Here is an 11,931-nt window from a genome sequence, read left to right as displayed (position 1 = left end):
GCCGTGATGATTCGCATTAACATTCGACGAAAGTCAGACCGCTCAATTGAGAGCTTCTCGATTGAGGGGCATGCGAATTACGCTCCCTACGGGGAAGACACCGTATGTGCTGGTGTCTCCGCTGTGTCGGTGGGCGCGGTGAACGCCGTTGAAGCATTGACTGGCGTTGAACTGAAGTGCAAGATGAAGGATGGCTTCTTAAGCGGATTTGTGCCGCTTATTGAGCAGAAAGACATTGAAACGAAAGTTCAACTGCTATTGGAGTCGATGATCGTCAGTTTACGTACGATCGAGGCTTCATACGGTTCGTATCTTCAAATAGAAGAACAAATGATTGAGCAAAGGAGGTAGACCATATGTTAAAACTGAACCTTCAGTTGTTCGCATCGAAAAAAGGGGTAGGTTCCACAAAGAACGGTCGAGATAGTATCTCGAAACGTCTTGGTGTGAAACGTGCCGACGGCCAAACGGTAACGGCTGGCAGCATCTTGGTGCGTCAACGCGGCACGAAAGTTCATCCGGGCAACAACGTTGGCATCGGTAAAGATGACACGCTGTTTGCGAAAGTGGAAGGCGTCGTGAAGTTCGAACGTTGGGGTCGCGACCGCAAAAAAGTGAGCGTCTACCCGGCTGATGTTGCACCAGTTGCAGCAGCTGTGGAGAAGTAAGACGACATGAGGAACCCTCGGCTTGAGCCGGGGGTTCTTTTTAACTATAACGCTCGATTTTTGACAAAACGGCTTCGACGAGACCAGAATCGTTTCACTTTTCTTGGACGTGCGAATCACCTGCATGATATACTGAACTTTGGGGTGTTTGCACATAATTTGGAAACATGGAAACGTTAACGGGGAGCGAAACCATGAAGAGGATACGCTTAGGGTTGGGATGTTGTGTGGCAGTAGCGTTGGGTAGCGCCGCGTTCATCATCGGCAGGGATCTCACCTGGGTATGGCGTGCTGTATGTCTCATATTTTTAACCGTCAGCTTCATTTCCGGAGCCGCTATTCTTGTGCAGGAGCAGTCAAGACAGCGGCAGCGCATGCTGCGGTCATATCAATGGTCGGCGATTGAGTTGATGAATCATCAGCGTCACGACTGGATGAATGATCTGCAGCTATTGTACGGTTATGTCCGTTTGAAGAAGTACGATAAATTACCGGAATGTGTGGAAACAATAAAAGCAAGGATGGCAGAGGAAAGCCGTATTGCGAAGTTGGGCATACCGGAACTGGTCATGTTTCTAATGCAGCAACGCACTTCAGGTGGTACAATGCCGCTCGACGTGATTATTCCCGAGCCTGTAGAACTCGACCGATTGAACTTGGAAGTAGACACAAGCCGCTTAGCGGATGTGATTATGGAGACGGTGCAGACGTTCCGCTTCGCGCCGAAGGCGCAAATGGACACCTTCAGTCCGCTGCAGCTTGCATTCGTGCGAGAACCGAACCGTCTAGTTATCCGTTATCGATATGAAGGGAAACTGCTTCGGCCGGGCGAAGTGGCCGCACAGCTTAGTCGGATTGCATCGGAACGCGGCGTGCGGCTGGAGCAGTTGTCGGCGAAACAAAATAATGAGCACGATGCATTTCATATCGTCGTGCCATGCAGCGCGTAATGAGGTGACAGCATGTTTGTAGATAAAACGAAGATTTATGTAAAAGGCGGCGACGGCGGTGACGGTATTGTCTCGTTTCGCCGTGAGAAATATGTGCCAATGGGAGGTCCGGCCGGAGGCGACGGCGGAAGGGGCGGCAACGTCATTTTTCGTGTTGACGAAGGTTTGCGTACGTTGGTGGACTTCCGTTATCAGAAGCACTTTAAGGCTCCTCGAGGAGAAAAAGGCCGCAACAAGAGCCGCCATGGAGCGAACGCGGAAGATATGATCGTCCGCGTGCCGCCGGGGACGGTCGTAGTGGATGACGATACGCAGGAGATCGTTGCCGATCTGACGCGGCAAGATCAAGAAGTCATCATTGCGAAGGGGGGCCGGGGAGGGCGCGGCAATATCCGCTTTGCCACAGCTACCAACCCAGCGCCTGAGCTTGCGGAGCATGGGGAAGAAGGCGAAGAGCGCTGGGTCGTGCTTGAACTGAAAGTGATGGCTGATGTCGGGCTTGTCGGCTTTCCAAGCGTCGGTAAATCAACGCTGTTATCTGTCGTTTCTTCCGCCAAGCCGAAGATTGGCGCCTACCACTTCACGACGATTACTCCGAATCTCGGTGTCGTAGATGTGGGAGACGGCCGCAGCTTCGTCATGGCTGATCTGCCGGGTCTTATCGAAGGCGCTCATACCGGCATCGGACTAGGACATGAATTCCTTCGTCACGTGGAACGCACCCGGATTATTGTCCATGTTGTGGACATGGCCGGGACAGAAGGACGGGATCCGTTCGATGACTGGATGAAGATTAACGAAGAGCTGGAACTGTACAACGAGAAGCTTGCGGAACGCCCGCAGATCGTGGCGGCGAACAAGATGGATATGCCGGAGGCGGAAGAGCAGCTGGCGATCTTTAAGGAGAAAGTGCGCGACAAGACCGGTCGGGACATCGAAGTCGTCCCGATATCTTCCTTGACGAAAATGGGTGTGCAAGAGCTGCTCTATAAGGCGATGAATATGCTGGAGCAGCTACCGGATGCGCCTGAAGTCGAAGAAGTGGCTGAGGTCGAGGAACGGAAAATTTATCGGTATAATAAAAAGACAGAGGCGCGGTCGGAGTTCACGATTCGCCGTGAGAACGAGATGTTTGTCGTAGAGAGCGAAGCGATTGAGGGTATGCTGAAACGACTGCAAATGAACTCGCACGATGCCATTTTGAAGTTTGCGCGCACGTTGCGCAAAATGGGTGTGGACGAAGAACTGCGCAAACGCGGGGCAACGGATGGAACGATTATCCGTATTGGCGAGTTCGAATTTGAATTCGTAGAAGGCAGCAGCTACTATTGACATAAAAACAACAAAAGGAAAGACCGCAGGTCCTATTATGGACATGCGGTCTTCTGTCTGTTATGTCTGAACTTCGTCTGAGGTGCTGCAGGCGTTAAGCTTCGCCAGATCGTCAGACGCTAGCGATAGTTGTGCGGCCTTGGCACTGTCGCGGATTGACTCTGGCCTTGTCGCCCCCGGTATCGGAATGAGCTGCGGTGACAGGGCCATCATCCATGCAAGTACGATCTGATGGACGCTCACCTCATATTGCTGGGAGAGCTCTTGCAGCAGTGGATGCTCCTTCAGCTTGGCCGCTTGACCAGGACCGCCGTTGGGACTGTATGCGACAAAGCTGATGTGGTGTTCGGCGCAATAATTCAGCACATCCAGCGATCGCCGGTCAAAGAAATGGAACCGATTCTGTATAGCGGCGACGTTCGCCATGCGGAATGCCGTTTCACACTGAGCCATCGAGACTACAGGCGGAAGCCAAGATGTTCAATCTTGCCTTCCGCCTGTAGTCTCGTCAGCTCTCCGAAAGATTCTTCAAAGGGGACTTCAGGATCAGGTGCATGCAGGTAATATAGCGGATGGGCTTCTCTCTGCAATAGGGTCAAGCTGCGTTCACATGCTGCCCGCAGCGCCTGCGGATGGCCGGAATAGGTCCATTCTCCGTTCGGTCTCGCCAGCCCTCCCTTCGTCGCAAGGACGCAACCCAGGCCAGCTGGAATTGTATCCAAGAACAAGCGCTCGTTATGCCCAAGATCATGCTCGCCCAAACTGTATGTATCAGCGGTATCGAAGAACGTGATCCCGCTCTCCAGAGCGGCCCGGATCGCAGCTTCCGCTTGTGGACGTTCTGGTCTTCCTTGTACGGACAGCGGAGCTCCGCCGAATCCGAGGGCAGACACATGTAGAGAAGTGGCCCCTAATGGTTTCATCTGCATAATAAAAGCATCCCTTTCTAAAAAATGAAGTAAATTCAACAGTATTGAACAGTCCTATACTGTGCTGACGTTATTCCATTGTACGCGTCCTAAGCGTGAAAGTTCCAACTGCTGGGAATTGATTATTGTTTTTGTGGCACTCGTTTCAATAGCGTGGCGCTTTATTGCCCAAACATGATGCCGGAGCGCCCTTGCTGTATGGTCCACGTATTTTTTTAGGCAACTTGTTAGGAAAATGCTTTAGTTAAGTTCACGATCGTGTATAATAGATCCAATTTAACTACTTGTAGAGGTTGTGCAAAAAGCTCGCTTTGAATCACGCACTTTTATCGGATTGCCTATTGCCAATACGCATACAAATCCGCTATAATGTCCTCTATAAGAAAACAAAAGTCTTTTTATGGAGGACTACCAATGTCAGAACGATACTACTTAGTACGAGAGGACATTTTACCGGAAGCGGTTGTCAAGACTGTGAAGGCGAAGCAATTGCTCGCTACGGGTGAAGTGAAGACAGTGCATGAAGCGGCTGAGCGCGTCGAATTAAGCCGCAGTGCTTTTTATAAGTATAAAGACGGCATTTTTCCTTTGAATCAGCTGGAGCGGGAACGAATCGTAACGATATCTATGGATTTGGAGCATCGTTCAGGAATTTTGTCCAAGGTGCTTGGTGCTGTGGCATCTTTTGAGGGCAACGTGTTGACCATCAATCAGACGATTCCGCTGCAGGGGATGGCGAATGTCGTTATTTCCGTAGAAACGTCGCTTATTGCGGAGCCGTTCGGCGAGATGCTGGACTCGTTGCGCGATATTCCCGGCGTGAAGCGGGTTGCGGTTATTGGACAAGGATAATGGTTGAGCTTTACAGATAGATTCCGTTGAAGAGAAGGGGAGAAACAGCGATGAAGCCAATTAAAGTTGGGTTATTAGGGTTAGGGACGGTAGGAACTGGAGTCGTACGTATTGTGGAGGGGCATCAGGACGACTTGTCGAGCCAGGTAGGATCGCCAATTCGAATTGAAAAGGTGCTCGTCAAGGATTTGCAAAAGGCGCGCAGTGTGTCTATTCCGGAAGAGATGCTTACTGAAGAGGCCTGTGACATTATTCATAACCCGGATATCGATGTTGTCGTTGAAGTGATGGGCGGCATTGAACCTACCAAGCAATATATTATGGAAGCTTTGGAGCAAGGCAAGCATGTGATCACGGCCAACAAAGACTTGATGGCGCTCCATGGACGCGAGATTATGGCCAAGGCGAAGGAGAAGCGCTGCGATGTATTTTATGAAGCAAGTGTTGCCGGAGGCATCCCTATCATTCGCACGTTGATGGAAGGCTTCTCTTCCGATCGGATTAAGAAAATAATGGGTATCGTGAATGGTACGACGAATTTTATACTGACCAAGATGAGCCAAGAAGGGGCAGGCTATGAAGAGGTATTGAAGGAAGCGCAAGCGCTCGGCTATGCGGAATCTGATCCGACCTCAGACGTGGAAGGTCTTGACGCGGCACGTAAAATGGCGATTCTGGCTACGCTCGGCTTTCATTCGGATGTCGCTTTGGAAGATGTGGATGTGCGCGGCATTTCGCAGATTAAGAAGGAGGACATCGCGTTTGCGAAGCGTCTCGGCTACGAAATGAAGCTACTCGGCATTGCAGAGCGCCAAGATGACCAGATCAGTGTCGTTGTACAGCCGACAATGGTCAGCACTTCGCATCCGCTCGCTGCGGTGAACGGTGTGTTCAATGCTGTTTATGTATACGGAGAGGCTGTAGGCGAGACAATGTTCTACGGACCAGGCGCCGGTGAAATGCCGACGGCGACATCAGTCGTTGCTGACTTGGTCGCTGTCATCAAAAATATGAAGCTTGGTGTTAACGGCCAGCGTGCGCTTACCCCATATAAAGAGAAAAAGCTGAAAACCGACGATCAAATCGTGTACAAAAACTTCATTTTGCTGCATGTTGAAGATAAAGCAGGTGTGCTTGCTCAAATAACGCAAGTATTTGCGGAGTACGAAGTGAGCTTGGATTCTGTCGTTCAGCAGCCGAATCCGCACAACCCGGATGCAGAAATTATCATTATTACGCATCAGGCGAGCCAAGCGAGCATGAAGAAGGTGTATAAGCACTTCGACAATCTTGACGTTATCAAATCGATCAAGAGCGCTTATCGAGTGGAAGGCTAGGCCGAGCAACGAGAAGGGCTTGGGCTAACGATATATAATTTACATCTGAAGAGGGGATATGTGGATGAGATACATGGGACTGCTCGAAACCTATAAATCATACTTACCAGTGAACGACAACACGCCGATGCTCACACTGCATGAAGGCAACACGCCGCTTGTTCGGGCAGAACGTCTGTCGAATGAGCTTGGTTTGGATTTATATTTGAAATACGAAGGCTTAAACCCTACGGGTTCGTTCAAGGACCGGGGGATGGTAATGGCTGTTGCGAAAGCGATGGAAGAAGGCAGCCGCACGATTATGTGCGCTTCGACGGGCAATACGTCTGCGGCAGCGGCTGCATATGCTGCACGCGGCGGGGTGAACTGCATCGTGCTGATTCCGAACAACAATATTGCGCTTGGCAAGCTTGCGCAGGCGATGATTTACGGTGCAAAAGTTATTGCGATCGAAGGCAACTTCGATCGCGCGCTTGAAATCGTGCGAGAAATTACGGCGAAGCATCCGATTACGCTTGTGAACTCGGTTAATCCGTACCGCATCGAAGGACAGAAGACGGCTGCCTTCGAAGTATGCGACCAATTGGGCAAAGCTCCCGATGTGCTCGCGATTCCGGTCGGCAACGCAGGGAATATTTCGGCATATTGGAAAGGCTTCAAAGAGTACCATGCTGCAGGCAAGAGCAACCAGTTGCCGAAGATGATCGGCTTCGAAGCGGAAGGCGCAATGGCTATCGTCAAGGGCGAACCGATTCGCGAACCCGAAACGATCGCAACGGCGATTCGGATCGGCAATCCAGCAAGCTGGAAGACGGCGGTAGAAGCGGCTGATCAATCGAACGGCCAGATCAACTATGTTACCGACGAACAGATTCTTGAAGCATACCAACTATTGGCGGCGCGTGAAGGCGTATTTTGCGAGCCAGCTTCAGCCGCATCGGTTGCAGGCGTCATCAAGCTTCATAAGGAAGGTTATTTCTCTGGCGGTGAATCGGTCGTATGCGTGCTTACGGGCCACGGATTGAAGGACCCGAACATCGCTATTAAGACGGCAGCAACCGAACCGCTCGTTGTGAAAGACTCGGAAGAGGCGGTCATGGACGCGATTCGGCAATTAGAGGGTGAGCAATAATGTGGCAACAAGACGGCGTGCTCGTGCGTGTGCCGGCCAGTACCGCGAATCTCGGTCCAGGCTTTGACACGCTTGGCATGGCACTCAATTTGCATTTATGGATTGCCATGAAGCCGGCAGAGGCAACGGTCATCCGGCTTCATGGCAGCGAGTTGGCGGGCATACCTACCGACGAGAGCAATCTAATCTATCGGATTGCTCATTCGGTGTTCAGTGCAGCTGGAGTAGAAGGTCGTCCGCTTGAAATGGATGTGTACAGTGACATTCCTTTGACACGCGGTCTCGGCAGCAGCGCATCGGCTATCATCGGCGGACTCTATGCCGCCAATGCACTGATTGGCTATCCATTGACCCAAGAGCAACTGTTCAACATGGCAACCTTAATCGAACGTCACCCGGACAATGTCGGGGCTTCGCTGTTCGGCGGCATAATTGCAGCTGCTTGGGATGGAGAACGAACGGAACATATCCGGATTGAGCCTCATTGTAACTTAAGCACGGTTGTGGCCATTCCGCAGTTCCAATTGGAAACGAAGCTGGCGCGCAATGTTCTGCCCAAGCAAGTAAGCGTGGCGGATGCAGTGTTTAATATTAGCCGCTCTTCCTTGCTGGTCGCCGCGCTATGCAGCGGGCAATTCCATGTGATTGAGACGGCGATGCGGGATCGTCTGCATCAGCCCTACCGGGCACCATTGATTCCCGGAATGTCGCGCATATTGGACGAGGCGACAGAGCATGGTGCGCTAGGCGTTGCGCTTAGCGGTGCCGGACCTACACTGCTTGCGTTTACGGACAAGCGTCAATCGAGCGCTTTGCTTGTCTCTTATATGAAAAAAACGTTTCTTGCACACGGTGTGGAAGCGAAAGTCATGGAGATGGGAATTAGTCGGGAGGGTGCTGTGTGCTGCGGTACGTGGGACAACATGTCCTCCGTTCTAGCGGCACGTATAAATTATTAGTCAGCGAAGGAGTAAAACGCTTATGGCGCGAATAGCATTATTACCTGAAGGCTCGGTATCACATGAAGCTGCGGTATATTTAGTCGGTGAAGAGAATTGCTTTATGCACCATAAGCTGATTTCGGATGTGTTTTTATCGACGGTACGCGGGGATACGGATTATAGTGTCATTCCGATCGAGAATACGATCGAAGGCTCTGTCAATTTACATATGGACTGGATTGTCCATGAGGTAGATCTCCCTTTTCAGGCGGAATGGGTGTACCCATCGATTCAAAATGTAATTGGCCGACGTGAAGAAGTGAAAGGTGACTGGTCCCGGGTGTGCAAAGTGATGTCGCATCCTGTGGCGATGGCGCAGTGCATGCAGTTCATTCGGGCCCAGCTTCCGCATGCGGAATTGGAACATGTCAACAGCACGTCCGAGGCTGTTCACCGTGTAAAGGAGAATCCGGGTCAAGGGTGGGTTGCCATCGGAACGGCTCTGGGCGCGCGCACGCACGGCTTGGATGTATTGGCTCCGCAAGTGACTGATCATCAGAACAATTTCACTCGATTTGTTCTTATCGGGAAAGAACCGATTTCGTTGCCGGAATCGTCTGCTAGGAAGACGACGATTCTCGTCACCTTGCCGGAGGATTACCCAGGTGCGCTCCATCAGGTGCTCTCTGCGTTCGCGTGGCGTCGAATTAACCTTTCCCGGATCGAATCCCGGCCGACGAAGCGCCGGCTTGGAAACTATTATTTTTACATTGATGTCGAAATGGCGCTGGATACGGTGCTACTTCCCGCCGCAATGGAGGAGATTGAAGCTATCGGTTGCCAAGTTCGCATATTAGGCTCTTATCCGAGTTATACTTTTCAACATGCTATGACAGAATAATGCTACCATTTGGAGGTGCTGCACGATGACACAGTGGATTTATTTAGACGGTGAGTTTGTAACAAAAGAAAATGCAAAAGTTTCGGTGTATGATCACGGCTTTTTGTACGGTGATGGTATTTTTGAGGGGATTCGCATATACGGCGGCAACATTTTTAAATGTAAAGAGCATTTGGAGCGCCTATATGATTCGGCAAAGTCGATTATGCTGAATATTCCATTACCCATTGAGGAAATGCAGGACGTATTGCTCGAAACCATTCGCAAAAACGAGCTGCAGGACGGATATATCCGTCTGATTGTCTCCCGTGGTCCGGGTAATCTGGGATTGGACCCACTCCGTTGTCCGAAAGCGAGCGTCATCATTATTGTAGAGCAATTGGCGATTTATTCGGAAGAAGCGTACCGCAACGGATTGCGCACGGTGTCGGTAGCCGAACGCCGCAACATCCCGGACGCTTTGAATCCGAAGATTAAGTCGCTCAACTATTTGAATAACATTTTGGTCAAAATTAAAGCGAATTTGGCTGATGTCGGTGAAGCGATTATGCTGAATGCGCAAGGGTATGTAACGGAAGGATCGGGCGACAACATTTTTCTTGTGAAAAAAGGAGTTGTCTACACGCCTCCGTGCTACCTGGGCGCACTGGAAGGCATTACGCGCGGAGCTATTATGGAGCTGTGCCAGAAGCTTGGACTGACTTTAAAAGAAGAACCGTTTTCGCTGCATGACATTTATGTTGCTGACGAAGTGTTCTTTACAGGCACGGCAGCAGAGGTTATTGCCGTACGCGAAGTGGACGGTCGTATTATTGGTTCTGGTCAAGCCGGACCGGTTACACTGAGCCTGTTGGAAAATTTCCGTAAAATCGTCACAGAAGACGGCGTTAAAGTATACGATTAGCCGCTGTTTCATATCAAATGGCCAGTCCTCCCTAAGTTAGGGAGGATTTTTTTGTGTTGAGGGATGTCAAATGCCTAACACCTGCATAGGATGTATTAATTGAATTTCCGGGCGATTGTCCCGAGGTGAAGAGGATGATGAACGGTTGGGAGGTTACAACAGGTGAAAATTCACATCGTGAAAAAAGGCGATTCGTTGTACTCGTTGTCCAAAAAGTACGATGTATCCCTTGAAGAGTTGATTGCCATGAATCCACAATTGAAGGACCCGAACCAATTGGATGTCGGCATGAAGATCAAGGTTCCGTCTTCAAAGTATCCGTCGAGCGGGCATGAAATTATTCATAAGCATGTTGTTAAGGAGGGGGATACGCTGTGGAAATTGTCTAAAGCTTGGGGCATCCCGCTGCAGACGATGATCAACGCCAATCCGCAGCTGAAAAATCCGAATGTCTTGACTATCGGTCAAGTCATCAATATTCCAAAGGTTCACACCGGAATGGCAATGCCTGCTGAGACAGCGCAGCCAAATAGTAATGCAGAAATGACAAAGCCCAAAGCTGAGCTTACAAAACCGAAAACGGAAAACACCCAGCCCAAAGCTGAGCTTACTAAGCCGATTATAGTACCTGAGAAGAAAGCTGAGTGCATTTATGAAATTGAAAAGGTCGAAAACGTAAAGCCAGTAGCACCGTATGTTCCGCCAACACCTGAAGTGCCGGCTCCGCCTACAGTACCTCCCATGCCGACTTACGTTGCTCCAGCGACCCAAGTCCAACAGCCGAACATGCCGTCAATACCTGTTCTTCCACCACCAAACTATGAAATGCCGATTGCACCTATGCCGTATGTTCCGATGGCGCCATGTCCTGAGATGAAGCCATGCGATTGTGAAAAGCCTCATCATCATTTGTTCGCGCAATTCGCCATGCCTGCTGCCGAAATGATGGCCCCGATGCCAATGCCACATGCTTATTCTAACTGTGCGCCATACGCATCTATGCCGATGTATCATCCGCAAGCTGAATGTTTCGACGCTTTTCCGGCTATGCCGAGCGTGATGTACCCTCCTGTACCGCCGATGTACGGTGCAGTGTCATCCGGTGTGCCAAGTATGATACCGTCTTCTGTGCCAGCTGCTGTTCCTTCCTCTATTCCGTGCGCAGTGCCGTCTGGCATATGGGAACCAATGATTCAGCCTTATGCCGCCATGCCGTATACCCATGCCATGCCATGCGGCTGCGAGGAGAGTATCGCGCCCGTTCATCAGGCTCAGATGTATACCGCACCGTCGAACTGCTATGATCGGCAAGGCCATCAAGGGTATGAATATGCTCCATATCCATCCTCCTACGTTTCGCCTGAAGCCGGATGGTATAATCCCGCAGCCTATTCTTCGGCGTCGAACATGCCAGTGGACGCATATGAGTCATCGATGCCTTCGAAATCTTGTGACTGCGCATGTCATGGAGAAAGACAGGAAGAAGAATTCCAAGCTGCTTCCGATACAGATTCGTCTGATGCAGAAGACAAGGACGTTATTAAAAGCAATGATAGTAAAGAGAAGAAAGCTACGGTTCGCGGTGAAGCACACAGCTCAAGCAACAGCGAGAGAAAAGCAACTCTACGAAAAAAGAAACTTGCTGCTCCGCCAAAAAAGGAACATATGCAAAGCCTGCCATGGATTAACGGATAAGATAGAAATGGCAATCCGGATCTGAAGGTAATATCAACACTATCACTCTATATAATAGAAAGAGTGAATATGGTTGATATTACCTGTTGCTATAGTAGGACAAGCCATGCTATATTATAAATCCGGCCGCAAGAAACGGCGGAACACAACGAAACAACAGTCAATCAGCTTTTGAAAAAAAAGATGTTGACATAGAGTTGGAAGATGTGTTAAGATAAAATCCTGTTGCAAATGATGTTGAGTAATGTCGAATGCAACAACGGTAACAAAATGAAGATTGTTCTTTGAAA

At 50.2% G+C, this 11,931-nt stretch carries 13 protein-coding genes; 11 read left to right on the top strand and 2 right to left on the bottom strand.

Going from position 1 to position 11,931, the window contains the following annotated elements; translation table 11 throughout:
- The first annotated feature begins 6 nt into the window (after positions 1-6).
- The 4 genes from A372_RS0118400 to obgE all read left to right on the top strand — a co-directional run bounded on the left by A372_RS0118400 (position 7) and on the right by obgE (position 2,950).
- The gene (locus A372_RS0118400; RefSeq protein ID WP_019422359.1) at positions 7-351 is read left to right on the top strand and encodes a ribosomal-processing cysteine protease Prp; all 345 of its coding nucleotides are present in this window, start codon (positions 7-9) and stop codon (positions 349-351) included.
- A 5-nt stretch (positions 352-356) separates the two neighbouring features.
- On the top strand, positions 357-668 hold the full coding sequence (gene rpmA / locus A372_RS0118395; protein ID WP_019422358.1) for a 50S ribosomal protein L27: 312 nt from the start codon (positions 357-359) through the stop codon (positions 666-668).
- A 194-nt stretch (positions 669-862) separates the two neighbouring features.
- Positions 863-1,618, top strand: coding sequence for a Spo0B domain-containing protein (locus A372_RS0118390; RefSeq protein WP_026011151.1), 756 nt, complete (start codon positions 863-865; stop codon positions 1,616-1,618).
- A 12-nt stretch (positions 1,619-1,630) separates the two neighbouring features.
- A complete protein-coding gene (obgE, locus tag A372_RS0118385) occupies positions 1,631-2,950 on the top strand; it encodes a GTPase ObgE (RefSeq protein ID WP_019422356.1) in 1,320 nt (439 codons plus the stop codon).
- A 60-nt stretch (positions 2,951-3,010) separates the two neighbouring features.
- Here the strand turns inward: obgE and A372_RS39105 are convergent, their stop codons facing one another.
- The gene (locus A372_RS39105) at positions 3,011-3,403 is read right to left on the bottom strand and encodes an aldo/keto reductase (protein WP_019422355.1); all 393 of its coding nucleotides are present in this window, start codon (positions 3,401-3,403) and stop codon (positions 3,011-3,013) included.
- A 5-nt stretch (positions 3,404-3,408) separates the two neighbouring features.
- Complete coding sequence (locus A372_RS39100) at positions 3,409-3,879, bottom strand: aldo/keto reductase (RefSeq protein WP_019422354.1); 471 nt, start codon at positions 3,877-3,879, stop codon at positions 3,409-3,411.
- A gap of 414 nt (positions 3,880-4,293) precedes the next feature.
- Between A372_RS39100 and A372_RS0118375 the strand changes: the two genes are divergently transcribed.
- The 7 genes from A372_RS0118375 (at position 4,294) to A372_RS0118345 (ending at position 11,641) form a co-directional block, all read left to right on the top strand.
- Positions 4,294-4,731 carry an ACT domain-containing protein gene (locus tag A372_RS0118375; RefSeq protein WP_019422353.1) on the top strand — a complete coding sequence of 146 codons (438 nt, stop codon included), beginning with the start codon at positions 4,294-4,296 and terminating at the stop codon, positions 4,729-4,731.
- Positions 4,732-4,781: 50 nt separating this feature from the next.
- Positions 4,782-6,068 carry a homoserine dehydrogenase gene (locus A372_RS0118370; protein WP_019422352.1) on the top strand — a complete coding sequence of 429 codons (1,287 nt, stop codon included), beginning with the start codon at positions 4,782-4,784 and terminating at the stop codon, positions 6,066-6,068.
- 64 nt (positions 6,069-6,132) lie between these two features.
- Positions 6,133-7,200 carry a threonine synthase gene (thrC, locus tag A372_RS0118365; RefSeq protein WP_019422351.1) on the top strand — a complete coding sequence of 356 codons (1,068 nt, stop codon included), beginning with the start codon at positions 6,133-6,135 and terminating at the stop codon, positions 7,198-7,200.
- Positions 7,200-8,159, top strand: a complete 960-nt coding sequence (thrB, locus tag A372_RS0118360) for a homoserine kinase (protein ID WP_019422350.1) — start codon at positions 7,200-7,202, stop codon at positions 8,157-8,159. Before thrC ends, thrB begins: the two co-directional genes overlap by 1 nt.
- 22 nt (positions 8,160-8,181) lie before the next feature.
- Positions 8,182-9,042 carry a prephenate dehydratase gene (gene pheA, locus A372_RS0118355; protein WP_019422349.1) on the top strand — a complete coding sequence of 287 codons (861 nt, stop codon included), beginning with the start codon at positions 8,182-8,184 and terminating at the stop codon, positions 9,040-9,042.
- 25 nt (positions 9,043-9,067) lie between these two features.
- Entirely contained in the window at positions 9,068-9,946 is an 879-nt protein-coding gene (gene ilvE, locus A372_RS0118350) for a branched-chain-amino-acid transaminase (RefSeq protein ID WP_019422348.1), read from the top strand.
- Between the two features lie 162 nt (positions 9,947-10,108).
- On the top strand, positions 10,109-11,641 hold the full coding sequence (locus A372_RS0118345; RefSeq protein ID WP_019422347.1) for a LysM peptidoglycan-binding domain-containing protein: 1,533 nt from the start codon (positions 10,109-10,111) through the stop codon (positions 11,639-11,641).
- The last annotated feature ends 290 nt before the right edge of the window (positions 11,642-11,931 follow it).

The sequence above is a fragment of the Paenibacillus sp. OSY-SE genome (assembly GCF_000283315.1).
Classification (GTDB): domain Bacteria; phylum Bacillota; class Bacilli; order Paenibacillales; family Paenibacillaceae; genus Paenibacillus_B; species Paenibacillus_B profundus.
Note: the sequence above shows the minus strand (reverse complement) of the source record. Positions and strands in the feature narration are given on the sequence as shown.